This is a genomic window from Nocardioides sp. ChNu-153 (assembly GCF_030466625.1).
Lineage (GTDB): Bacteria > Actinomycetota > Actinomycetes > Propionibacteriales > Nocardioidaceae > Nocardioides.
The window spans coordinates 417,957-440,591 of record NZ_JADEVT010000001.1; the positions used below are offsets into that span (position 1 = coordinate 417,957).

27 protein-coding genes are annotated in these 22,635 nt (G+C 74.7%); 17 read left to right on the top strand and 10 right to left on the bottom strand.

All coding sequences use genetic code 11. The features are described from left to right. Positions 1–67: 67 nt before the first annotated feature. Both INN71_RS02015 and INN71_RS02020 read left to right on the top strand, forming a co-directional pair. On the top strand, positions 68–313 hold the full coding sequence (locus tag INN71_RS02015; protein ID WP_277497686.1) for a DUF3039 domain-containing protein: 246 nt from the start codon (positions 68–70) through the stop codon (positions 311–313). Between the two features lie 44 nt (positions 314–357). Next, complete coding sequence (locus tag INN71_RS02020; protein ID WP_277497685.1) at positions 358–2,130, top strand: DEAD/DEAH box helicase; 1,773 nt, start codon at positions 358–360, stop codon at positions 2,128–2,130. 19 nt (positions 2,131–2,149) lie between these two features. Here INN71_RS02020 and INN71_RS02025 read toward each other — a convergent pair whose 3' ends face one another. Further along, positions 2,150–2,638, bottom strand: coding sequence for a helix-turn-helix domain-containing protein (locus tag INN71_RS02025; RefSeq protein ID WP_277497522.1), 489 nt, complete (start codon positions 2,636–2,638; stop codon positions 2,150–2,152). Positions 2,639–2,693: 55 nt separating this feature from the next. Here INN71_RS02025 and INN71_RS02030 point away from each other — a divergent pair, with 55 nt between their 5' ends. The 5 genes from INN71_RS02030 to INN71_RS02050 all read left to right on the top strand — a co-directional run bounded on the left by INN71_RS02030 (position 2,694) and on the right by INN71_RS02050 (position 6,256). Then, positions 2,694–3,164 (top strand): PaaI family thioesterase, encoded by a 471-nt coding sequence (locus tag INN71_RS02030; protein WP_301799334.1) that lies wholly within the window; start codon positions 2,694–2,696, stop codon positions 3,162–3,164. Between the two features lie 70 nt (positions 3,165–3,234). Beyond that, positions 3,235–3,693, top strand: a complete 459-nt coding sequence (locus INN71_RS02035) for a hypothetical protein (RefSeq protein WP_301799335.1) — start codon at positions 3,235–3,237, stop codon at positions 3,691–3,693. A gap of 53 nt (positions 3,694–3,746) precedes the next feature. Continuing rightward, the gene (locus INN71_RS02040) at positions 3,747–4,313 is read left to right on the top strand and encodes a DUF1697 domain-containing protein (protein WP_301799339.1); all 567 of its coding nucleotides are present in this window, start codon (positions 3,747–3,749) and stop codon (positions 4,311–4,313) included. A gap of 46 nt (positions 4,314–4,359) precedes the next feature. Then, positions 4,360–5,304, top strand: a complete 945-nt coding sequence (locus INN71_RS02045; RefSeq protein ID WP_301799341.1) for an aldo/keto reductase — start codon at positions 4,360–4,362, stop codon at positions 5,302–5,304. Positions 5,305–5,344: 40 nt separating this feature from the next. Continuing rightward, positions 5,345–6,256, top strand: coding sequence for an SDR family NAD(P)-dependent oxidoreductase (locus tag INN71_RS02050; RefSeq protein WP_301799342.1), 912 nt, complete (start codon positions 5,345–5,347; stop codon positions 6,254–6,256). A 29-nt stretch (positions 6,257–6,285) separates the two neighbouring features. On the opposite strand, the gene INN71_RS02055 is transcribed toward INN71_RS02050, so the two are convergent. Continuing rightward, positions 6,286–7,311, bottom strand: a complete 1,026-nt coding sequence (locus INN71_RS02055) for a Ku protein (protein WP_277497517.1) — start codon at positions 7,309–7,311, stop codon at positions 6,286–6,288. A 140-nt stretch (positions 7,312–7,451) separates the two neighbouring features. Here INN71_RS02055 and ligD (INN71_RS02060) point away from each other — a divergent pair, with 140 nt between their 5' ends. From ligD (INN71_RS02060) to ligD (INN71_RS02070), 3 genes are read left to right on the top strand one after another with little or no spacing between them, the layout of a single operon-like run. After that, positions 7,452–8,405: a non-homologous end-joining DNA ligase gene (gene ligD / locus INN71_RS02060; RefSeq protein WP_301799343.1), complete on the top strand. Its 954-nt coding sequence runs from the start codon at positions 7,452–7,454 to the stop codon at positions 8,403–8,405. Beyond that, positions 8,402–9,142, top strand: coding sequence for a L,D-transpeptidase family protein (locus INN71_RS02065; protein WP_301799344.1), 741 nt, complete (start codon positions 8,402–8,404; stop codon positions 9,140–9,142). Before ligD (INN71_RS02060) ends, INN71_RS02065 begins: the two co-directional genes overlap by 4 nt. Positions 9,143–9,192: 50 nt before the next feature. Continuing rightward, positions 9,193–10,095 carry a non-homologous end-joining DNA ligase gene (gene ligD, locus INN71_RS02070; RefSeq protein WP_301799345.1) on the top strand — a complete coding sequence of 301 codons (903 nt, stop codon included), beginning with the start codon at positions 9,193–9,195 and terminating at the stop codon, positions 10,093–10,095. On the opposite strand, the gene INN71_RS02075 is transcribed toward ligD (INN71_RS02070), so the two are convergent. The 3 genes from INN71_RS02075 to INN71_RS02085 form a co-directional block, all read right to left on the bottom strand. After that, the gene (locus INN71_RS02075; protein WP_301799347.1) at positions 10,085–11,131 is read right to left on the bottom strand and encodes an LLM class F420-dependent oxidoreductase; all 1,047 of its coding nucleotides are present in this window, start codon (positions 11,129–11,131) and stop codon (positions 10,085–10,087) included. The two genes, ligD (INN71_RS02070) and INN71_RS02075, sit on opposite strands and share 11 nt — an antisense overlap. 68 nt (positions 11,132–11,199) lie before the next feature. After that, positions 11,200–11,997 carry a hypothetical protein gene (locus INN71_RS02080; RefSeq protein ID WP_277497512.1) on the bottom strand — a complete coding sequence of 266 codons (798 nt, stop codon included), beginning with the start codon at positions 11,995–11,997 and terminating at the stop codon, positions 11,200–11,202. Positions 11,998–12,227: 230 nt separating this feature from the next. Beyond that, the gene (locus INN71_RS02085; RefSeq protein WP_277497511.1) at positions 12,228–12,797 is read right to left on the bottom strand and encodes a hypothetical protein; all 570 of its coding nucleotides are present in this window, start codon (positions 12,795–12,797) and stop codon (positions 12,228–12,230) included. A 180-nt stretch (positions 12,798–12,977) separates the two neighbouring features. Between INN71_RS02085 and INN71_RS02090 the strand changes: the two genes are divergently transcribed. The 5 genes from INN71_RS02090 to INN71_RS02110 all read left to right on the top strand — a co-directional run bounded on the left by INN71_RS02090 (position 12,978) and on the right by INN71_RS02110 (position 16,593). Further along, entirely contained in the window at positions 12,978–13,547 is a 570-nt protein-coding gene (locus INN71_RS02090) for a hypothetical protein (protein ID WP_301799348.1), read from the top strand. Positions 13,548–13,632: 85 nt separating this feature from the next. After that, positions 13,633–14,733, top strand: coding sequence for a glycerophosphodiester phosphodiesterase family protein (locus tag INN71_RS02095; protein ID WP_277501229.1), 1,101 nt, complete (start codon positions 13,633–13,635; stop codon positions 14,731–14,733). Between the two features lie 164 nt (positions 14,734–14,897). Continuing rightward, positions 14,898–15,404 (top strand): YbaB/EbfC family nucleoid-associated protein, encoded by a 507-nt coding sequence (locus tag INN71_RS02100; RefSeq protein WP_301799351.1) that lies wholly within the window; start codon positions 14,898–14,900, stop codon positions 15,402–15,404. Further along, on the top strand, positions 15,404–15,739 hold the full coding sequence (locus INN71_RS02105; protein ID WP_277501231.1) for a hypothetical protein: 336 nt from the start codon (positions 15,404–15,406) through the stop codon (positions 15,737–15,739). Before INN71_RS02100 ends, INN71_RS02105 begins: the two co-directional genes overlap by 1 nt. Then, positions 15,736–16,593, top strand: a complete 858-nt coding sequence (locus INN71_RS02110; RefSeq protein ID WP_277501232.1) for a WXG100 family type VII secretion target — start codon at positions 15,736–15,738, stop codon at positions 16,591–16,593. Before INN71_RS02105 ends, INN71_RS02110 begins: the two co-directional genes overlap by 4 nt. Positions 16,594–16,629: 36 nt before the next feature. On the opposite strand, the gene INN71_RS02115 is transcribed toward INN71_RS02110, so the two are convergent. Together INN71_RS02115 and xseA are read right to left on the bottom strand one after the other, a co-directional pair. Then, positions 16,630–16,857 carry an exodeoxyribonuclease VII small subunit gene (locus tag INN71_RS02115; RefSeq protein WP_301799356.1) on the bottom strand — a complete coding sequence of 76 codons (228 nt, stop codon included), beginning with the start codon at positions 16,855–16,857 and terminating at the stop codon, positions 16,630–16,632. Then, positions 16,850–18,145: an exodeoxyribonuclease VII large subunit gene (xseA, locus tag INN71_RS02120; RefSeq protein ID WP_301799358.1), complete on the bottom strand. Its 1,296-nt coding sequence runs from the start codon at positions 18,143–18,145 to the stop codon at positions 16,850–16,852. Before xseA ends, INN71_RS02115 begins: the two co-directional genes overlap by 8 nt. A gap of 93 nt (positions 18,146–18,238) precedes the next feature. On the opposite strand from xseA, the gene INN71_RS02125 reads away from it, so the two are divergent. Together INN71_RS02125 and INN71_RS02130 are read left to right on the top strand one after the other, a co-directional pair. Beyond that, positions 18,239–19,240 carry a 4-hydroxy-3-methylbut-2-enyl diphosphate reductase gene (locus INN71_RS02125; protein WP_277501235.1) on the top strand — a complete coding sequence of 334 codons (1,002 nt, stop codon included), beginning with the start codon at positions 18,239–18,241 and terminating at the stop codon, positions 19,238–19,240. Between the two features lie 4 nt (positions 19,241–19,244). Continuing rightward, positions 19,245–19,868, top strand: coding sequence for an L-threonylcarbamoyladenylate synthase (locus INN71_RS02130; protein ID WP_277501236.1), 624 nt, complete (start codon positions 19,245–19,247; stop codon positions 19,866–19,868). Positions 19,869–19,872: 4 nt separating this feature from the next. On the opposite strand, the gene INN71_RS02135 is transcribed toward INN71_RS02130, so the two are convergent. The 3 genes from INN71_RS02135 to INN71_RS02145 all read right to left on the bottom strand — a co-directional run bounded on the left by INN71_RS02135 (position 19,873) and on the right by INN71_RS02145 (position 22,629). Next, positions 19,873–20,268, bottom strand: coding sequence for a DUF6542 domain-containing protein (locus tag INN71_RS02135; protein ID WP_277501238.1), 396 nt, complete (start codon positions 20,266–20,268; stop codon positions 19,873–19,875). Positions 20,269–20,291: 23 nt separating this feature from the next. After that, positions 20,292–21,452 carry a DNA recombination protein RmuC gene (locus tag INN71_RS02140; RefSeq protein ID WP_277501240.1) on the bottom strand — a complete coding sequence of 387 codons (1,161 nt, stop codon included), beginning with the start codon at positions 21,450–21,452 and terminating at the stop codon, positions 20,292–20,294. Positions 21,453–21,522: 70 nt separating this feature from the next. Beyond that, positions 21,523–22,629, bottom strand: coding sequence for an isopenicillin N synthase family oxygenase (locus INN71_RS02145; RefSeq protein WP_277501241.1), 1,107 nt, complete (start codon positions 22,627–22,629; stop codon positions 21,523–21,525). Positions 22,630–22,635: the final 6 nt, after the last annotated feature.

Here is a 22,635-nt window from a genome sequence, read left to right on the forward strand (position 1 = left end):
CCGTAGGATCGACCCCGTGAGCACTCGCATCGGATTCTCCGGCCCGGGCACGAGCGGTGGCACCAGCGTGGTGGAGGACCGTCGTACGGTCCCGGTCGACGACGGTGACCACGAGCGGTTCAGCCACTACGTGCCGAAGGACAAGCTCACCGAGGCGATGGTGCTCGGCACCCCCGTGATCGCCCTGTGCGGCAAGGTCTGGGTGCCCAGCCGTGCCCCCGAGAAGTTCCCGGTCTGCCCGGAGTGCAAGGAGGTCTGGGACTCCATGCAGGACGGCTCGGGCAAGGGCGGCGGCTCGGGCGACGAGGCGTGAGCGGGGGAGCACCCGGCAGGCCGCAGGAGCCCAGCACCGTCGACCTGTCGCCGGCCTGGCCGGAGCGTGCGGCGTGGGGCACGGCCCCGTCGCTGCGTGCGTGGCAGGTGGCCGCGATGCGGCAGTACCTCGAGGACTCCCCGAAGGACTTCCTGACGGTCGCGACCCCGGGCGCCGGCAAGACCACCTTCGCCCTGTCGGTCGCGAAGGAGCTGCTGGAGCGGCGCGTCGTCGACCGCATCACGATCGTCGCGCCCACCGAGCACCTCAAGGTGCAGTGGGCCGCGGCGGCCGCGAAGGTCGGCATCCCGGTGGACCCGGCGTACGCCGCGGGCCAGGGCCGCACCTCGAAGGAGTACGTCGGGATCGCCGTCACCTACGCCGGCGTCGCGGTGAACCCGCTCGCGATGCGCATCCGCACCGAGCGGTTCCGCACGCTGGTGATCCTCGACGAGATCCACCACGCCGGTGACGCGCTGTCGTGGGGCGAGGGCGTCCGCGAGGCGTTCCAGCCGGCCCAGCGCCGCCTGGCCCTGACGGGCACGCCCTTCCGCTCCGACATCAACCCCATCCCGTTCGTCACCTACGCGCCGGGCCCCGACGGGGTCCCGCGCTCGGTGGCCGACTACACCTACGGCTACGAGCACGCGTTGGCCGACCACGTCGTGCGCCCGGTGCTCTTCCTCGCCTACTCGGGCGAGATGCAGTGGCGCACCCGCGCGGGCGACGAGGTCGCCGCCCGCCTCGGCGAGCCGTTGACGAAGGACATGACGGCGCACGCCCTGCGCACCGCCCTCGACCCCGCCGGGTCGTGGATGCCGTCGGTGCTCGCGGCCGCCGACAAGCGGCTCTCGGAGGTACGCCGGCACGTGCCCGACGCGGGCGGCCTCGTCATCGCCACCGACCAGACCTCGGCCCGGGCCTACGCCAAGCTGCTGCGCGCCATCACGGGCGAGGCGGCCACGGTCGTGCTGAGCGACGAGAAGGCGTCGTCGAAGAAGATCTCGGAGTTCGCCGCCGCGGAGAGCCGCTGGATGGTCGCGGTCCGCATGGTGTCGGAGGGCGTCGACGTGCCGCGCCTGGCGGTCGGGGTCTACGCCACCACCACGTCCACGCCGCTGTTCTTCGCGCAGGCCGTCGGCCGGTTCGTGCGCGCCCGCAAGCGGGGCGAGACCGCGTCGGTCTTCCTGCCGTCGGTGCCGCGCCTGCTCGAGTTCGCCTCCGAGCTCGAGGTGCAGCGCGACCACGTGCTGGGCCGCACTGTGAAGGACGAGGACGACATCTTCGCCGCCGAGGACGACCTGCTGGCGCAGGCCAACGCGAGCGAGTCCGCGATGGCCGAGGAGGGCCAGCTGCCGTTCGAGGCGCTCGGCTCGGAGGCCGTCTTCGACCGGGTGCTCTACGACGGCGGCGAGTTCGGCCATGCGGGCGAGGTGAGTGTCGGCTCGGAGGAGGAGATGGACTTCCTCGGCATCCCGGGTCTCCTCGACGCCGACCAGGTGCGCGACCTCCTGCAGTCGCGACAGTCGGAGCGCGCCCGCAAGCAGAAGGCCGCGGCCGACGCCGGGCCACCTGCACCGGCCCGCGCGGCCGACACCGCCGACGAGCTGACCGCCCACGAGCAGCTGGCGGTCCTGCGTCGCGAGCTCAACGGCCTGGTGGCGGCGTGGAACCACCGCACGGGCCAGCCGCACGGCGTGACCCACGCGGCGCTGCGCCGCGACTGCGGCGGACCGCCGGCGGCCGTCGCCACCGCGGAGCAGCTGCGTGCGCGCATCGACCGCATCCGCGACTGGGCGGTGCGGCGCACGTCCTGAGCGAGGACCGGCCGGCGGCTCAGCCCCCGGCCGTGGGCAGCAGCCGTGCGCCCGGGCCCGGCTCGATGCTCGTCTCGCGGGGGTCGGTGAGCACGTGACCGGCCGAGCAGACCGGAGCAACGTCCACCGAGGCTCCGCAGTCGCGGTGGCGGAACTCCAGCGGCGGCCCCTCGGGGTCGGCCAGGTGGCGGTCGCCCCAGCGGGTCAGGGCGACGAGTGCGGGCTGGAGGTCGAGGCCCTTCTCGGTCAGCCGGTACTCGTGGCGCTCGCGCGCCCCCGGCTCGCGGTAGGGCGCGCGGTGCAGGAGGCCGGCGTCGACGAGGGTCGCCAGGCGGGTGGTGAGCACCTGGCGGGGGATGCCGGTGTGGCGGCGGATGTCGTCGAAGCGGCGCACGCCGATGAACACCTCGCGCAGCACGACGAGGGTCCAGCGGTCGCCGAGCACCTGCACCGCCCGCACGAGCGAGCAGTTGTCGGTGGCGTGGTCGAGCACGGAGGGGCGGGACACCCCGCCACCCTAGGTCTCGTTGACAGACTCAGCAACGCCCTGCTTGGCTGCGTCCATGACACAGACCCAGCCCGCCCCGATGGACGGCCTCGCCCAGCTCCGCGCCATGGTCGCCGGCGTGCTCCCCACGGCGCCCATCGCGACCACCCTCGGCATGAGCGCCTTCGACGTGCCCGAGCGCGGCCGGGTGCGGGTCGAGCTGGTGCCCGACCTGACCCGGCACGGCAACCCGCTCGGCACGGTGCACGGCGGCGTGCACTCGACGCTCCTCGACACGGTGTGCGGCTGTGCGGTGCACTCGACCCTCGCGCCGGGGGAGCGCTACACCTCCCTCGACCTCACCGTGAAGTTCCTGCGCCCGGCCACCGACGCCTCCGGCGTGCTGCGGGCCGAGGGCACCGTGGTGCAGCGGGGCCGGCGCACCGCCCTGGCCGAGGGGCGCCTCACCGACGCCGACGGTCGCCTCGTGGCGTTCGCGACCTCGACCTGCATGATCTTCCCCGCGGACGACGGCGCCGCCGGCTGAGGGAACCGCCCGGGGCCGGGCCGCGTCCTAGGGTGGACCGCAGCCCGACCGACCCAGGAGCTGATCTCGGATGGTCCTCGACCGCACGCGCCTGCGCACCCCGCTGGCCGGACTCGCCCTCGTCGCGACCCTCGCGCTCGCGGCCTGCGGCGGCGACGGCGACACCGGCGACGACGCGGCCCGCGACCGCACCACGCCCAGCACCTCCGGTGCGACCCCCTCGGCAGGAGACGACATGAGCGCGACCCCCGGCGGCACGACGTACGACGAGGTGGTCGCCGCCGCGGTGGCCGACCTGGCCGAGCGCGAGGGCGTCGACCCGGCCGAGGTCACCCTCGTCTCCGACGACGCCGTCGAGTGGCGCAGCGGCGCGCTGGGCTGCCCCAGCGCGGGCGGGATGTACACCCAGGCCGTCGTGCCCGGCCGGCGCGTCGTGCTGGCCGTGGAGGGCCGGGACTTCGCCTACCACGGCCCGGCCGAGGGTGCCGTCTCCTACTGCGCCAGACCCGAGGCGCCCGCGGCCCGGTAGGCGCGAGCGCGCGCCGACGCCCGCGCGCGGCACGGGTGCGCGACGATGACGGCGTGCCCACCTACGTCGCGTTCCTGCGGGCCATCAACCTGGGCCCGCGCCGCCGGTATCCCATGGACGAGCTGCGCGCGGCGCTGCAGGCCGCGGGCTTCGCCGACCCCACGACGTACATCCACACGGGCAACGTGCTCCTGCGCACCCCGATGCGCAGCGTGGCACGCCTGACCGAGCGGCTCGAGGAGGCCCTGAGCGCCGAGCGCGGCTTCCCGATCGAGGTCGCCGTGCTGACCCCCGCGGAGGTCCGCACGGCGGCCGCGGAGGGCGAGGCGATGCTCGCGGCCGCCACCGCCGCGGCGGCGACGAGCGGCGCCGCGCCGCCCGCGGGGCAGTACGTCACCCTCCTGCGCGACACCCCCGCGCCGGAGGCGGCGGCCGCGTTCGAGGCCCTGTCGGGGGACGACGCCCGGGTGCGGGTCAGCGGCCGGGCGGTGCACCTGACGCTGTCCGGGGGGTACGTCGCGACCCGCCTCGACAACGCCCGCGCCGAGCGCGTGCTCGGCGTGACGGGCACCAGCCGCAACCTGACCGTCGTACGACGGGTGGCCGCGGACTGGTGCTGAGCCACCGGCGCCGGGGTGGGTCGGGGCCGTCTGCGACGATCGGGGCATGGCTGTCAGCGACCTCGTGCTCGGGTGCATGTACTTCGGGACGAAGACCGACGAGCGCACCTCGATGGCGCTGCTCGACCGCTTCGTCGAGGCGGGCGGGACCACGCTCGACACCGCCGACTGCTACGCCTTCTGGGCCTCCGAGACCGGCGCGGGCGGGCAGAGCGAGGCGCTGCTGGGGGAGTGGCTGCGCCGCAACCCCGGGGTCCGCGACGAGGTCGTGCTGGCCACCAAGGTCGGCCCCGAGCCGGTCGTGCCGGGTGACCCCTCCCGCGTCGTCGGCCTGGCCCCCGACGTCGTGCGCCGCTCGATCGTCGCCAGCCGCGAGCGCCTCGGCGTCGACGTGGTCGACCTCTACTGGGCGCACCTGGAGGACCGCAGCGTGCCGCTCGAGGACGTCGTCGCGACCTTCGGCGAGCTCGTCGCCGACGGCCAGGTGGCCCGGCTCGGCATCTCCAACCACCCCACGTGGCGGGTGGAGCGGGCCAACGCGCTGGCCGCGGCGGCGGGCACGGAGCCGTTCACGGCGCTGCAGCTGACGACGTCCTACGTGCGCCCGCGCCCCGACACCGAGGTGCCCGGCAAGGACCACCGCTTCGGCTTCGTCACCGACGAGACCGTCGACCACGTCACCGAGAACCCGGGCCTCGACCTGTGGATCTACAGCCCGCTCGTGCAGGGCAGCTACGACCGGGCCGACCGGCCCTTCCCCGAGCCCTACGACCACCCCGGCACGACGCGTCGCCTCGCCGTGCTGCACGAGGTGGCGGGCGAGCTCGGGGCGCGGCCCGGCCAGGTGGTCCTCGCCTGGCTGCTCGGCGGTCGGCCCGCGATGCGCCCGATCGTCGGCGTGTCCTCGCCCGAGCAGCTGGACGAGGCGCTCGCCGCGGCCGCACTCGAGCTCGACCCCGACCAGCGCGCGCGTCTCGACGCCGCTCGCTGAGGGGTCCCGCGGGGGCCGGGTGCCGCCGTACGCTCGGGACATGTCCCTCCTCCTCGCCACCCCGCTGGCCCGCGTGCGGCGGGTCGTGCGCGCCCTCACCGGCGACCCGACGAGCCCGCTCGCGGGCCGCACCGTGCTGGTCACCGGCGCCTCCTCGGGCGTCGGCGAGGCCACGGCGCGGGCGGTCGCCGCGCGCGGCGCGACAGTGCTGCTGGTGGCGCGGCGCGCGGCGGAGCTCGACCGGGTGCGGGACGCCGTCGAGGCGGCGGGGGGCACGGCGTACACCTTCGTCGTGGACCTCACCGACGGCCCCGCTGTCGACGCGCTGGTACGGCGGGTGGTCGCCGAGTTCGGGCCCGTCGACCACCTCGTCAACAACGCGGGCCGCTCGATCCGCCGCTCGCTCGACCTCACCTACGACCGGTTCCACGACTTCGAGCGCACGATGGCGGTGAACTACTTCGGTCCGCTGCGCCTGACGATGGGCCTGCTGCCGGCGATGCGCGCGCAGAAGTTCGGCCACGTGGTCAACGTCGTGACGTGGGGCGTGCAGGTGAAGAGCCCCAAGTTCGCGGCCTACATCGCCTCGAAGTCCGCCCTCGACGTCTTCGGGCGCATCGCGGGGCGCGAGACCTACCGCGACAACGTGACCTTCACGAACCTGCGGCTCTCCCTCGTGCGCACCAACATGGTGGCGCCGACCGAGGCGTACTCCCGCGTGCCCGCGCTGACGCCGGAGCAGGCGGCCCTCAAGATCGTGCGGGCGCTCGAGGAGCGGCCGATCACCGTCGACGTGCTCCCCGCCCGCCTCGCCGAGATCGCGAACGTCGTCGCGCCGCGGCTCACCGACCTCGTGTTCTCGCTGGCCGACCGGGCCTTTCCCGACTCCGTCGCCGCGCGCGGCACCGGTGACGCGGAGCGCCTGCGCTCCCGCGACGGCTCGCTGGGCTGAACCGGGGCCGGCACGACGGGGGGAGCGGGTCAGCTGGCCTTGCGCTCGGCGGCCTTCTTGGTGGTGGTCTTCTTCGCCGCCGTCTTCTTCGTGGCGGACTTCGCGGTGGTCTTCCCGGCGGCCGCCTTCTTGGCCGGCGCCTTCGCGGCGGTCCCGCTCGTCGCCGTCTTCCGCGGCGTGCGCTTCCGGGCGGGCTTCTCGTCGGCCTCGTCGGACGTGTCCGCTGCCTCGTCCTCCGCCTCGTCGTCCGCCGCGTCCTCGGCCTGGTCCGGCACGTCCTCGCCACGGGCCTTCTTCGCGGCCTGCACGGAGCGCTGGAGCGCGGCGAGCAGGTCGACGACCTCGCCGGAGCTCTTCGTGGAGGTCTCGGTGCGCGTGACCTCGCCGCCCTCGACCTTGGCCTTGACGACGGCCTCGACCGCCTCGGCGTAGTCGTCGGTGAACTCGTCGGCGTCGAAGTCGCCGGCCAGGGTCTCGACGAGCATCTGCGCCATCTTGACCTCGGTGTCCTTGACCTCGCCGACCTCGACGGAGAAGTCGGGGGTGCGCACCTCGTCGGGCCACATCATCGTCTGCAGCACGATCACGTCGTCGCGCACGCGGAGCACCGCGATGGTGGTGCGGTTGCGGATCGCCACGGTCACGACCGCCATCCGGTCGGCGGCCAGCAGCGCCTCGCGCAGCAGCGCGTAGGGCTTCGCGCCGCTCTTCTCGGGCTCGAGGTAGTAGGACTTCTCGAACAGCAGCGGGTCGATCTGCTCGCTCGGCACGAACTTCTCGACCGCGATCTCCCGCGACGAGCTCGACGGCAGCGACGCCAGGTCGTCCTCGTCGAGCACGACCATCTCGCCGTCCTCGGTCTCGTAGCCCTTCGCGATGTCGGCGTAGGGCACCTCCTCGCCGTCGAGCGAGCAGACGCGCTGGTAGCGGATGCGTCCGCCGTCCTTCGCGTGCACCTGGCGGAACGAGACGTCGTGGGACTCGGTCGCGGCGTAGAGCTTGACCGGCACGCTCACCAGGCCGAACGAGACCGCACCCTTCCAGATCGCGCGCATCGCCCACTCCTCTCCGTCGCCACCGGGCCACCAGCTCCGACCCCGACGGGGCCCCGGACTCATCGGGGGCGGGGAAGACCGTCGGGCGACCCGGTCAGTATCGCCCCCACCGGTACCCGGGACCAGGGCAGGATGACCGCGTGACGACCGACCTGCGCCCGATGCTCGCGACCCGGGGCGACGCCGTGCCCGCCGCCGCGGGGTGGGTCCACGAGGTCAAGTGGGACGGGATGCGCGTGCTCGCCCACGTGCGCGACGGCGCGCTGCGCCTGGGGAGCCGCAACGGCAACACCGTGACGGCCGCCTACCCGGAGCTCGCCGGGCTCGTCGACGCGGTCGGCGGGCGCGACGCCGTGATCGACGCGGAGGTGGTCGCCTTCGCCGACGGCCGGCCCAGCTTCGCCGCGCTGGCCGACCGGATGCACGTGCGCGACACCCGCCGGGCCGCCCGCCTCGCGGCCGCGCAGCCGGTCACCCTCGTCGCCTTCGACCTGCTCGAGGTGGGCGGCCGGTCGCTGCTGCGCCGGCCGCTGGCCGAGCGCCGGGAGCGCCTCGAGGCGCTCGTCGCCGTCGACGACCGCTGGCAGGTGCCCCCGACGTACGACGACGGCGCCATGCTGCTCGCCGCCACGGACCAGCAGGGCCTGGAGGGCATCGTCAGCAAGCGCGCCGAGTCGCCGTACCAGCCCGGCGCGCGCAGCCGTGACTGGCTGAAGTTCCCCCACCGGCGCCGCGAGTCCTACGTCGTGGGCGGCTGGCGCCCGGAGACCGGCTCGACGTCGCGCCTCGGCGCCCTCCTCGTGGGCACGCCGACCGCGGCCGGCCTGCTCTACCGCGGACGCGTCGGCTCGGGGATCGCGGGCAAGGCGGGCCCCGTGCTGCGCGACCTGCTGGCCCCGCTGGAGCGCGGCACCAGCCCGTTCGCCGACGAGGTGCCGCGCGTCGACGCGACGGGGACGCACTGGGTGGAGCCCGTCGTGGTCGTCGACGTCGAGGCGCTGGGCCTGGGCGGCGCTCCCGACGAGTCCGGTGCGCGGCTGCGCCAGCCGTCGTACCGTGGGGTCCGATCCGATCTCGAGGCGGAGGACCTGTGAGCACACCCCCCACCACCCCCGGCCCCACGCCGTACACGGCCACGCGACGCGCGGCCCTGGGCACGGTCGGCGCCCTCGCCGTCACCGGCCTGGTGCGTCCCACGGCGGCGCGGGCGGCGAGCACCGTGCGCCTCGACGGCATCGACGTGGCGCTGCGCAGCGGTACGCGCGCCGTCGTCACCGTCAACCGCACGAGCGGCTACCGCGCCCGGGTCGCGTTCTGGCAGCTGCGCAGCGGCCGCTGGGACGTGCAGTTCCTGACCACGGACGGCCGGATCGGGTACGGCGGGCTCGTCGCCCCCACGCGCCGCCGGCAGGGCAGCGGCACGACACCGCTGGGCACCCACGGGCTGATCTCGTCGTTCGGCAGGTGGAACCACCAGACGGCGTGGCGGATGCCGTACCGCAAGATCATGCCGGGCGACTTCTGGGTGCAGGACAACGCGTCGGGCCACTACAACCGCTACCGGCACCAGGACCAGGGCGGGTTCCGGTGGTGGCTGACGGGGGCCGACTCCTCGGAGCGGCTGACGGACTACGGCGCGCAGTACGAGATGAGCGTCGTCACCGACTACAACTACCGCGAGCAGGTCCGCTACCGCGGCGCCGGGATCTTCCTGCACGTCAACGGCTCGGGCGCGACCGCAGGGTGCGTCAGCGTGCCGCGGCACGTGATGGAGGCGCTGATGCTCCACCTCGAGCCCGCGCAGGTGCCGCTCATCGCGATGGGCCACTGAGGGTGCCGGCTGCGGCGGGGACGGAGGTCCGGGTCGAGGTCGAAGGCCGTGTGCTGCGCCTGACCAACCTGCAGAAGGTGCTGTACCCGGTCACCGGCACCACCAAGGGCGAGGTGCTCGACTACTACGCCCGCATCGCCCCGGTGCTGCTGCCGCAGCTGCGCGACCGGGCGGTGACCCGGGTGCGCTGGCCCCACGGGGTCGGGGGCCAGAGCTTCTTCGAGAAGAACGCTCCGTCCGGCACCCCGCCGTGGGTCCGCACCGCCGAGGTGTCGACGACGGGCTCGCGCCGCGCCCGCAGCACCGGCGGTGAGCCGGAGGACGGCACGATCCGCTTCCCCGTCGTCGACGACCTCGCGACGCTGACCTGGCTGGTCAACCTGGCCGCGCTCGAGCTGCACGTGCACCAGTGGCGGGTCGGGCGCTCGGGTCGCTCGCGGCGCCCCGACCGGCTGGTCATCGACCTCGACCCGGGCGACCCCGCCGGGCTGCACGAGTGTTGCGTCGTGGCGCTGATGGTGCGCGAGCGCCTCGCGGAGCGCGGGATGGCGACGACCCCGGTGCTCAGCGGCAGCAAGGGCCTGCACCTGTACGCCGATCTCGACGCCCTGCCGCGGGCCGAGGCGCCGGTGGACCCGGACGCCTCGACCGCGCTGGCCCGCGAGGTGGCGGAGGACCTGCAGCGCTCCCACGGTTCGCTGGTGACGGCGACGATGACGAAGCAGCGCCGGGGCGGCAAGGTGTTCCTCGACTGGTCGCAGAACGCGGGCTCGAAGACGACCGTCGCGCCGTACTCCCTGCGGGGACGCGACCGCCCGTTCGCCGCGGCCCCGCTGACGTGGGACGAGGTCGAGGACGGCGCCGACGACCCGCTCGCGCTGGAGCAGATGACCTTCGACGTCGTCCTCGACCGGGTCGCCGCCCACGGCGACCTGTACGGCGTCAGCCGATGAGGTCGCGCAGCTCCGCGATCGTGGCGGCGGGGTCGGCGGAGACCGGGGTGACGTTGATGTCGGTGACGCCGGCCTCCTCGAAGGCGGCGAGCCGCTCCTTCACGTAGGAGGCGGGGCCGACGAGGTTGGCGGCCTCCAGCCACTCGGTGGGGACGAGCGCCTCGGCCTCCTTCTTCTTGCCCGAGAGGTAGAGCTCCTGGATCTGCTCCGCCTCGTGCCCGTAGCCGTAGGCCTTGGCGACGTCGTTGTAGAAGTTCCTGCCCTTGGCGCCCATGCCACCGACGTAGAGCGCGAAGACCGGGCGCGCGAGGTCGAGCAGCCCGCGGGTGTCCTCGCCCTCGCCGATGGCGAGCATGCCGCCCGCCATGACCTGCAGGGTGCCGAGCTCGTCGGGTCGCTTGGCCGCGCCGGCCGCGAGGGCGTCGCCCCACACGCCGGCGGCCTTCTCCGGGTGGAACAGGTGGGGGATCCAGCCGTCGGCGTACTCGGCCGTGTGCTCGACGTTCTTCGGGCCCAGCGCGGCGATCCAGATGGGGATCGAGGAGCGCTCCGGCTTCGTGAGCAGCTTGAGCGGCTTGCCGAGACCGGTGACCGCCCCCTGCTCCTTGGTGAGCGGGAGGTTGATGAGGCCCTCGTGCTGCAGCGGCTCGCGGCGCAGGCCCTGGCGGATGATCTCGACGACCTCGCGGGTGCGGGCCAGCGGCTTCTCGTAGGGCAGGCCGTGGAAGCCCTCGATGACCTGCGGCCCGGAGGCACCGAGACCGAGGATCGCGCGACCGCCGCTGACGTTGTCGAGGCCCGCGGCCGTCTGCAGGAGGGCGCCGGGGGTGCGGGAGAAGATGTTGAGGATCGCGGCGCCGATCTTGACCGTCTCGGTCTTCGCGGCCAGGTAGCCCATGAGGGTGGGGGAGTCGAACCCGTACGCCTCGGCCACCCACACGGAGTCGAGACCGGCCTTCTCCCAGGCGCTGACCTGGTCGGCGGCGGAGCGGGGGTTGCCGTCGTACATGAGCATGGACGCGATGCGAAGGGTCATGGCGGCCACGATGACAGCACGACTGTCACCGTGACAACCGCCCCGTGCGGTGCGTCACGTCGCGGCGCTCAGAACCCGCCGCCACCGCCGTCGAAGCCCCCGCCGTCGAAGCCCCCGCCCCCGAAGCCGCCGCCGTCGTCGGAGCCGCCCATGTCCCAGCCCCCGCCGGCGCCGTCGGCCCCGCCGTACGTGTCGAAGGCGGAGGCGTCGCTCGCCATCATGCTGAGGACGAGCACGGGGAAGAGACCGTTCATGGCGGCCACCCCGTAGTAGCCGTCGGCGTACGGGCGGTAGGCGGCGCCGCCGTCGTACCAGGGCACCATGCGGCTGCCGTCGCGGACCATGCGGGTGTCGGGCTCGGCGCCTGCGGCGAGCCGCTCGGCGTCGTCACGGCAGACGGGTACGTCGCGCGCGACGCCGCCGGGCGGCGCCCACTCGACCTCCTCGCTCGACGGGCCGTGCGCGGCGTTGAAGAAGCAGGGGGCGAGGCGCTGGGGGAGCGGGTCCCCGGCCTGCCGGGCGAGGACGCAGGCCATGGCGTAACGGCCGTCCTCCAACGAGCGGGTGACGGCCTTGACGTCCTCGGGGCGGGCGACGTCGCGGAGCAGGTCCTTCGCGGCCTCGTAGGAGTCGAGCGCGCGCTGGTAGTCCTGGCGCATCGCGACGTCGAGGTCGGTGGTGAGCGTCTCGACGTGCAGGTCCTGCAGCTCCTCGCCGAAGCGCGTCACGTCCTCGTCGGCGACGCGGGTGACGGCCTCGAGCGCGGCCACCCGCTCCCGCTCGCGCCTCGCGCGCGCCCGCTGGGCGGCGGCCACCGCGACAGCGGCGACCGCGGCGAGGAGCAGGACGACGACGACCGCGGTCATGCCGTCGAGCCTACGAGCGGCCCGGTCGTCGCGCCGGCCGCCCGGCTTTGGTGGTTGAGGTGGCCGCCCGGGCACTCGGTGGTTGAGGTGGCCGCCCGGGCACTCGGTGGTTGAGGTGGCCGCCCGGGCACTCGGTGGTTGAGGTGGCCGCGCTAGCGGCCCTCGAAACCCCGCCCCGCGGATTCGGTGGTTGAGCCGGCCCCGCGGCTTCGGTGGTTGAGGTGGCCGCGCTAGCGGCCCTCGAAACCACGCACCTCGTCCTCGCCCGGGAGCAGGTCCACGAGGTCGAACGCCTCCGCGAGCGCCAGCGCCACCGTCTCCCAGGTGGCGATGGCCTCGTCGCCCCCCTCGTGCGGCAGGTTCCGCGACCGGGCCTCGCGTTGCTCGTGGCGCAGCCACTCGGCCTGGGCGCGCGCGTAGTGGACCAGGTCGCCCACGCGGTCGGGAGCGAGGTGGGGCGGCTCCGGCGGGACGTCGCCGCGTGCGTCGCACACGCGGGACGAGGCCACCTCGTGGGGCTCGTCCGACGGAGGCACGACCGGCGGCTCCGGGTAAGTCCCCGGCTGCCCGCCCAGGGCTTCCCGGACCTTCTGCACCTCGGACTCGACGAAGTTACGGCCCTGGAGAGCGAGCACGGCCTGTGCCTCCTCCTCGCCCAGGTCGTAGGTCTCCTGCAGCGCGACGACCGCCTCGTCCAGCGTCCGGACTGCCGAGATCAGGTCCCAGTAGCGGTGGGGTGCCGCGGTCACCGCCGCGATCGCCCTCAGCCGGCTCAGGTGTCGCTCGTCGCGTCCGTCCATCCCCGCATCCAAGCAGCGGAGCCGTCTTGGGCTGGCGCCGGGCGGACCGCCGGCCTGCGGAGATGCGCGTGGTCCGCTCCCGCCCGCACCACGTGACGTCGCGCACGTCGGGCCCGGATCGAGCCCGCCGTACCCCGTCCGGCTTGGAGCCGGGGACCTCCGTCGTCCTATGGTGGTCGGGTGAGCGCGGACGCCTGGTGCGAGCACTGTGACATGTCGTTGACCTACTGCCCCCACGGTGCGCCGAAGCCGCCGCCGGAGCCGGCGGCCGCACCTCCCGCCGCCCGGGCGCCGCGCACGACGCGCACCACCGTCCCCGCCGGAGCGGGCACCACCCGCCGTGCCGCCGCCCGCGTCCCGGGCGCCCCGGCTGCCCCGGCCGCGCCCGTGCGTCGCGCCCCCCGCACGGCGCCGGGCCGCACGCCGCAGTCGGCCTTCCGCCCCTACGTGCTCGCGATCCTGGGCGACCACGCCGGCCGCCTCGAGCGCGAGCTGGTGATGGACGAGCTCGCCGTCCGGATGGCCCGCGTCCTGCAGCGCGACGACCTCGCGGTCGGCCCCAGCGGCGAGGTGCGCTGGCGCACCGTCGTCACCAAGGAGCGCCGTGCCCTCGGGGACGACGGCCTCGTCACCTCGGGCGGCCCCGGGCTGTGGGAGCTGACCCCGGCCGGGTACGCCGCGCTCGAGGCCATCCGCGCCGCCGTCGCCGCCAGCGAGGCGGCCGCCGTGGAGCAGCCCGCGTCCGAGTGAGCGTCGGCGCCTGTGCGCGCCGATGTCACCTCGCCGTCACCCGACGGTGGCGCCGCCGTCGTTCCCGGCTGGTGCTCTCGAGGGCGTGACGGTCCAGATCACGCTCGATCCCGGACGTACGACGCCCACCCGCAGCCGCGCGGCCCTGCCGAGCCCGGCGCGACGTGTCGTCCCCAGCCTCGTCGTCACCCCCAACGTGACGGCCCACCGCGGAGCCTCCGGCTACCGCCCCGAGCACACCCTCGACGCCTACCGCACGGCGATCCGCGCGGGCGTCGACGACATCGAGCTCGACCTCGTGTGCACCGCCGACGGCGTGCTCGTCGCCCGCCACGAGAACGAGCTGTCCGTCACCACCGACGTGGCGACCCGCCCCGAGCTCGCGCACCGGCGTACCCGTCGCGTCGTCGACGGCGTGCAGCGCGACGGCTGGTTCGTCGAGGACCTCACCGTCGCCGAGGTCAAGACCCTCACCGCCCGCGAGCGCTTCCCCGAGCTGCGCACCTCCTCCGCCGCCCACGACGGCCGCGAGGGGGTCCCCACCCTCACCGAGGTGCTCGCGATGGTGGAGGCCGAGTCCGTGCGCCGCCAGCGCGTCGTCGGCGTGATGCTCGAGCTCAAGCACGTCGAGCACGCCCGGCTGCGCGGGCTCGACGTCGAGGGCGCCCTGCTCGCCGACCTGCGTCGCCACGACCTGGACCACCCCCGGGCGCGCGTCACCGTCATGTCGTTCGAGACCGCCGTCCTGCGCCGCCTGGCCGCCCGCACGAAGGTGCAGGTCGTGCAGCTGCTCGACCTCCCCGACCGCCAGCCGCCGGACGCCGTCGTGCACGGCCTGGCGACGACGTACGGCGACCTCTCGACGCCCGAGGGCCTCGCCCGCGTCGAGGAGTACGCCGACGGCATCGGCGTCTCGAAGGCCCTCGTGCTCCCGCCCGCCGACGACGGCGGCCTCGGCCGACCCACGACGCTCGTCCGCGACGCGCACCGTCGCTGGCTGACCGTGCAGGTCTGGACGCTGCGCGCCGAGAACCGCTTCCTGCCGGTCGACCTGCGCAGCGGTGACGACCCGGCCGCGTTCGGCGACCTGGCGGCCGAGGCCGCCGCGTTCCTCGACGCCGGGGTCGACGGCCTCACGACCGACCACCCCGAGATCGCCCTCGCGGTCGTCGCCGCGCGCACCTGACGTCGCCCCCCGGGTTTGGCCCTCCGGTCCCGGGGGGTAGGCCGGTCGCGGTGCGCGGGACCACCCCGCGCGATCGGCGAGGGGGATCGATGGACGCGGCGGTACGAGCGCGGCTGGACCAGCTGCGACGGCACGGTCGGAGGGGGTACGCCGAGCACGCGCCGGTGGAGGGCAGCAGCCTCGACGGTGCGGTGACGCTCGTGGTGGACGCGAGCGGCTGGGTCGACGAGGTGCGGGTCGGCGACGTCACCGGGCTGCGCGAGCCGGCGGCCCTGGCGTCGGCGGTCAACGAGGCCTACCAGGTCGCGACGCTGCGCCGGACCCTCGAGGCCAGCGCCCACGACCCGGCCACCCCGGAGGAGAAGGAGGCGGCGCTCGCCCTCGTGGAGGGACGGGGCGCGGTCCGCGTGCGGCCGGCCCCCCGGGTCCCCCTCCCGTCCCCGCCGGCGCTGTCGCCCGAGGACCTCGCCGGCCCGGGCATCGGCGACCGCCGCCCGGCGCCGCTCCGGGGGACCTCGCGCGACCGCGAGCTCGACGTCGTCGCGCACTTCCCGGCGGGTTTCAGCAGCTTGGAGGCCGACGCGGCCTGGCTGTCGTCGGCGTCCGCCGACGACGTGCGCTACGCACTGAAGGAGGCCTTCGCCTCCGCCTACACGAGAGGGGAGTGGTGATGGGACACGGGGACCCGGTGGCGCCGGGCGGGGGGTTCAGCGTCGAGGCCCAGCGGCTCGTCGACGCGGCCGCGCGCTGGGACGACATCCGCAGCAAGCTGAGGACGGCCGGCGAGAACGTCAGTGCCGACTTCGACCTCACCGGCCTCTTCGGCATCGCGGACGCCCTCTACACCGCGAGCGGCAAGCACGCGGCCTTCAACGCGGCCATGGTGACCGCCCTCGAGACGGGCGCCACGGCGGCCGGGCTCCTGGCCGACGGCCTCGTCGAGACGGCCAACGACTACGCGGGCACCGACACGAGCGCAGCGGACAACTTCGGGGTGCCGGCATGACGACGATGAGCCCGGAGACGTTCCTCTCCGAGATCGACCAGGGCATCGAGGACGTCGCCGCCGCCATCGGTCAGATGTTCGAGGACGTCGCCACCTGGCTGACCGAGAACGCCGAGTGGGTCGGGACCGTCATCGGCTTCGCCGGCGGCGGACTCCCCGGTGGCATCGCCGGCTGGCTCCTCGGTCGGGCGATCCAGGAGATCTACGACGGCGCCTGCGACCAGATCAGCGAGCGGTGGGAGGTGGCGGTCGAGGAGATTCGGACGGCCACCCAGAAGATCCTCGGCGACCCGCCGCGGATGGCCGGCCTGGCCGCCGACTACCGGTCCGCGGTGACGGAGATCGGCCAGGTCAGCACCACCGTGGCGTCGACCAACACCGCGGTCGGCAACTACTGGGAGGGACGCGGGTTCAACGCCTACGTCACCATCGCCGAGCAGCAGGACCAGGCGGCGAAGGCCGTCGGCACCGTGCTGGGCGAGGCGGCGTCGCTGCTCGAGGAGGGATCGGCCCGGCTGCTCACCGAGTGGGCCAACCAGATCAGCAACCTGGTGGACCTGCAGGCCGGCATCGTCAACGCGGCCGGGGGCTTCGCCAGCCTCGACAAGGCGACCGGAGCCTGGGTCGCGCCGACGATCAACCTCATCACCGAGATCGTCACCAACATCAACACGATCGTCACGGACTTCGTGAACTACTTCATCGAGCTCAACGTGACGTACGCCGGCTCGTGGGCCGACATCACCAGCGGGCTCGGCATCGAGGGGCTCCCGGGCGGCGCCTGGCCGCCGTTCGACCCGTTCCTCGTCACCGACGCCAACACCGACGGGGGTTGGCGCCCCGGCGAGGGCTGAGCGGCTCGTCGTACCGCCCGGCTGTACCTGCCGCGGCTACTGCTCGGCGTCGTCGTCCTCGCCGACGGCGGCGTCGAGCCGTTCGCGGGCCCCGTCGAGCCAGGTCTGGCACGAGCGGGCCAGCAGTTCGGCGCGCTCCCACAGCGCCAGCGACTCCTCGAGCGTCGTGCCGCCGCTCTCGAGCCGGCGCACCACCTCGACCAGCTCGTCGCGCGCCTGCTCGTAGGAGAGGGCCTCCTCGGTGGTGGCCTGCTTCTCAGCCATCGGTCTCCTCGATGTCGGGGTCGAAGTCGGAGTCGGAGTCAGGGGCGGGGGCGGGGGCCGGGTCGGCCTCGACCCGCTCGAGCCGGGTGGGGGTGGCGTGGACGCGGCCGTCGGCGATCCGCACCGTCACCGGCTCGCCGACGCCCACCTGGTCGAGCGCGGTGACGACCGCGCCGTCGGCGCTCTGCAGCACGGCGTACCCCCGCCGCAGCGTCGCCAGCGGCGACAGCGACTCGGCGCGGGCCCGGCGGTGCTCGACGTCGTCGGCCGCCCGGTCGAGGCGGTGGCGCAGGGTGCGCCGGGCGCGGTCGCGCAGGGCTGCGACCTCGTCCCCCCGTACGGCGAGCAGGTGCCGCGGGTCGGCCATGGCCGGGCGCGAGCGCAGGGCGTCGAGCCCCGCCTGCTCGCGGGCCAGGAAGTGCTCCAGCACCCGGCGGGCCCGGTCGCGGGCGTGCGCGACGCCGCGCCGCTCCTCGGTCACGTCGGGCACGATGCGCTTCGCCGCGTCGGTCGGGGTGGCCGCGCGCCAGTCGGCGACGAGGTCGAGCAGCGGCGAGTCGGGCTCGTGCCCGATCGCGGAGACCACCGGCGTGCGCACCGCGTGGACGGCCCGCACCAGGCCCTCGTCGGAGAAGGGCAGCAGGTCCTCCACCGAGCCGCCGCCCCGGGCGACGACCACGACGTCGACCTCGGGGTCGCGGTCGAGCCGCTCGACGGCCTCGATGACCTCCGGCGCGCAGCGCTGACCCTGCATGGCGGCGTGCACCACGCGGAACCGCACCGCCGGCCAGCGCCGTCGGGCGACCTCGAGCACGTCGCGCTCCGCGGCCGAGCCCGGCGCCGTGACGAGCCCGACCACGCCGGGCAGGAACGGCAACGGCCGCTTCAGGTCGGAGGCGAACAGGCCCTCCGCGGCGAGCAGCTGCCGGCGCCGCTCGAGCCGGGCGAGCAGCTCGCCGAGGCCGACCATGCGGATCTCCCGCGCGTACAGCGAGAAGGTGCCCCGGTTCGGGTAGTACGACGGCTTCGCGTGCACCACCACGCTCGCGCCCTCGACCAGCGGCGGGTTGAGCCCGTCGAAGAGGGTGCGCGAGCAGGTGAGCGTCACCGACAGGTCGGCCACCCCGTCGCGCAGCGTCATGAAGACGGTGCTGACCCCGGGGCGGCGGCTGACCTGCGCGACCTGGCCCTCGACCCACACGGGCCCGAGCCGGTCGATCCAGCCGGCGACCGCGTTGGCGATCTGCCGCACCGGCGCCGGCTGCTCGGGGGAGGTCTCGAGGGCCACGGCGGTGAGCCTAGGGGAGCCCGCCGACGCCGGCGCGCGCCGCCGTACCGCAGGACTTCGGCCGCGTGCCCCGCTCGCCTAGACTCGGGACCCATGAGCACCGACCTGGGTACGCCGCGACTCCTGCCGCGCGACGACGCCGAGAGGGCCGTGCTGCTGGCGGCGCCCCGCGGCTACTGCGCCGGCGTCGACCGCGCCGTCATCACGGTCGAGAAGGCGCTCGACCTCTACGGCGCGCCCGTCTACGTGCGCAAGCAGATCGTCCACAACAAGCACGTGGTGCGCACGCTCGAGGAGCGCGGCGCCGTCTTCGTCGAGGAGATCGAGGAGATCCCCGAGGGGGCCACCGTCGTCTTCTCCGCCCACGGCGTCTCGCCGATGGTGCACGCCGAGGCCGCCGAGCGCTCGCTGAAGACCATCGACGCGACCTGCCCGCTCGTCACGAAGGTGCACCACGAGGCCATCCGCTTCGCGCGGGAGGGCTACCGCATCCTCCTCATCGGCCACGCGGGCCACGAGGAGGTCGAGGGCACGGCCGGCGAGGCGCCCGACCACATCACGCTGGTCGAGAGCCCGGACGACGTCGACGGCCTCGAGTTCCCCGAGGGCACGCGGCTGTCGTGGCTCTCGCAGACGACGCTGAGCGTCGACGAGACCATGGAGACGGTGCGCCGGCTGCGCGAGAAGTTCCCGCAGCTGGAGGACCCGCCGAGCGACGACATCTGCTACGCCACGCAGAACCGCCAGGTGGCGGTGAAGGAGATCGGCGCCGGCGCCGACCTCGTGATCGTGGTCGGTTCGGGCAACTCGTCGAACTCCGTGCGGCTCGTGGAGGTCGCCCTCGAGGCGGGGGCGAAGGCGTCGTACCGCGTCGACGACGCGAGCGAGATCGAGGAGGCCTGGCTCGACGGCGTCGAGACCGTCAGCGTCACCTCGGGCGCCTCCGTGCCGGAGGACCTGGTGGAGGGCGTGCTGGCCTTCCTCGCCGAGCGCGGCTACCCCGACGCGCGCGCCGTGCAGACGGCCGAGGAGTCGCTGATCTTCGCGCTGCCGCCCGAGCTGCGCCGCGACCTCAAGGCCGCCGGGCGGGTCTGAGCCGGTGGCCCGCTACCTCGACCTCCACCCCGTCGACCCCCAGCCGCGCCTCGTCGCGCAGGTCGTCGAGGCGTTGCGCGACGACGCCCTCATCGCCTACCCGACCGACTCCGGCTACGCACTGGGCTGCCAGCTCGGCAACCGCGACGGCAAGGACCGGATCCTGCGGATCCGCGACCTCGACGAGAAGCACCACTTCACGCTCATGTGCTCCGACTTCTCGCAGCTCGGGCACTTCGTGCAGGTCTCCAACCACGCGTTCCGCTCCGTGAAGGCGGCGCTGCCGGGGCCCTACACCTTCATCCTGCCCGCGACCCGCGAGGTCCCGCGTCAGCTCATGCACCCGAAGAAGAAGACGGTGGGTGTCCGCATCCCCGACCACCCGGTCGTCGCCGCCCTCCTGGCCGGCCTGGGCGAGCCCATGCTCACGAGCAGCCTGATCCTCCCCGGCGAGACCGAGCCGCGCACGATCGGCTGGGAGGTCAAGGAGGACCTCGACCACGCGGTCGACATCGTCATCGAGGCCGGCGAGACCCCGGCCGTGCCCACCACGGTCGTCGACTGGTCGGAGGACGCCCCCGAGGTGCTCCGCCACGGCGCCGGCGACGCCGCGCGCTTCGAGGAGTAGGTGCTCAGTCGCCCGTCATGCGGGCGGCGAGCGTCACCAGGCACAGGGCGTAGCCCACGCCGAGCCCCACCGCGTGGTGCAGGACGCCCGACACGAGCGCCTGCACGGCACCGTCCTCCGGTCGGGCCAGGGCGCCCGGGGCGAGCACCGCCACGATCGTGAACGCGCCGAGCAGCAGCAGGGGCGGCAGCACGCCGACCACGAAGACGTCCGCGCGGTCCACCAGCACCGCCAGACCCAGGCACAGCACGATGAAGCACAGGTCGAAGAAGAGGCCGACGGTCGGGCCCAGCAGCAGGTCCAGGCCCAGGACGCCCAGCACGGCCACGACGCCCAGCAGCACGACGCGACGACCGGGGACGTGTCCCGTCGTCGGACGGGTGGCCGCGAGCAGGCTCACGCCCACGACCCTAAGGCGCGCTGTCAGGCGCCGTGCGCCGACGCGCCGGGGTCCGGGCGCACCGCGTCCGGCCGCACGGGGTCGACGACCGCCTCGAGGCCCGCGTCGCCGAGCACGTCCCCCTCGGGCCGCCCGTCGTGGGGGTCGGCGACCGTCGTACGACGGGGGAGGTCGCCCACCGCGCGGGGACCGGGCAGCTCCTCGTCGGTGACCCCGAGCTCGGCGAGCCGGCGCGCCGAGACCAGCACCCGGCTCTCCAGCGACCCGACGGCGCTGTTGTAGTGCCGCGTCGCTGCCCCGAGCGACCGGCCGAGGGCGTCGAGGTGCTCCGCCCACGTGCGCAGCCGCTGGTGGAGCTCGCGGCCGGTGCGCTGGATCTCCTCCGCCCGCTCGGCCAGCCCCTCCTGGCGCCACCCGTGGGCGACCGTGCGCAGCAGCGCGATGAGGGTGGTCGGCGTCGCCAGCACGACCTGGGCCGCGGCCGCGTGCTCGAGCAGGCCGGGGTCGGCCTCGAGCGCGGCGGCCAGGAACGCGTCGCCCGGCACGAACAGCACGACGAGCTCGGGGGAGTCGGGCAGCGCCGCCCAGTAGCGCTTCGCGCCGAGGGCGTCGACGTGGCTGCGCACCTGCCGGGCGTGGCGGGCCAGGTGGGCCCGCTGGCGCTCCGCCTGCTCGGCGTCGCCGCCGTCGAGCTCGGCGGCGTCGAGGAACGCGTCGAGCGGCACCTTGGCGTCGACCACCAGCGAGCGCCCGCCCGCGAGGTGCACCACGACGTCGGGCCGCAGCGCGCCGTCGGCGAGGCGCACCTGCTCGGAGAAGTCGCAGCGGTCGACCATGCCGGCCAGCTCGACGGCGCGGCGCAGGTGCAGCTCGCCCCAGCGCCCGCGCACGGTCGGGCGCCGCAGGGCGGTCGCGAGCGCGTGGGTCTCGCGGCGCAGCTCGCCCGTCTGGTCCCGCATCGCGGCGACCTGGGCGGTCAGCTCGCCCTGCCACACGGCTCGGTCGTGGTGGAGGTCGGCGAGCTGGTCGCCGAGCCGGTCGATGCCCTCGGCGAGGCGCAGGGCGTCGACCGCCGCGGCGCGCTCGGCCGGGCGGCCCCGGGACCAGAGCACCCCGACGTACCACCCCGCCGCCACGCCGACCGCGAGCAGGGCCAGCGCCGTCACCACGTCGAGCACGTCCATGGGCGACAGCATGGCGGGGCCCACCGACCGTTCGCCGGAGCCCCGCCACGCCCAGGCGCCCGCGTCGGGCTCAGGCCTCGCCGGCCGCCAGCACGCGCGCGGCCTCCCGCGCGGCCGCCGCGTTCGCGACGCCGGCGCGGGAGCCGGCCAGCTTGGCGCGCAGGTGCTCGGCGACGGTGACGGGCTCGTAGGCCGAGGCGCCGTCCGCGTCGCGGCAGGTGGGCAGGGTGGCGATGACGGCGTCGATGTCACCGTCGTGGAAGTACGCCGCGCTGCGCCGACGCCGGATCGTGCCGTCGACGATCGGCGGCTTGACGCGGTGCACGGTCGACATCCAGTGGTCGTTCGTCCAGCGCGCCATGAGGTCGCCGAGGTTGATGAGCAGCGCGCCGTCGGCCGGCTGGACGTCGTTCCACGACCCGTCCGCACCGAGCACCTGCAGGCCGGCGACCTGGTCGGCCCACAGCACGGTGACGATGCCGTAGTCGGTGTGGGCGCCCATGCCCGTGAGGTCGCCGTCGAGCTCGACGGCGCCCGGCTCGAGCGCGTAGTTGTTCATCCGCAGCACGTCGACGGAGTGACCGGTGAAGGCGTCGAAGTAGCCGGGCTCCAGGCCGAGCGCGTCCGCGAACAGCGTCGTCAGGGTGCGCGCGACGCGGCCGGCCTCGTCGAAGTACGCCGACACGGCTGCCCGGAAGCCCTCCGCCCCGAGGGTCTCGTCGGGCCACACGTTCTCCGGGTAGTCGGCCAGGGGCAGGTCGAGGCCGGGGAAGTCGGAGACCGCGAGGCCCACGTTGAAGGCCTCGAAGAAGTCGTGCATGCGGTTCGACGGGGCGACGCCGAGGCTCAGGCTGAGCGACTCCGTCTTGGGCGGGCTGTAGCCCCGGTTCACCTCGGGCGGGGTGCGGTAGGTCTTCTTGGCCTCCAGCGGCATCCCGAAGAACGCGTCGAGCCCGTCCGCGAATCCGCGGAGCACGTCGTCGGGCACGCCGTGGCCGACGACCTGCACGAAGCCGACGGTGCGCGCCGCCTCGTCGAACGCGGCGGCCGCGGCGGCGCGGGCGGCGGCGTCCCCGTCGCCCACGTAGGCGCTGATGTCGACGGTCGGCACGCGGAAGCCGTCGGGGCCGACGCGGGCGCCGCCGCGCACGGCCTCGGTGGTGGTCTCGCTGGTCATGGGGTC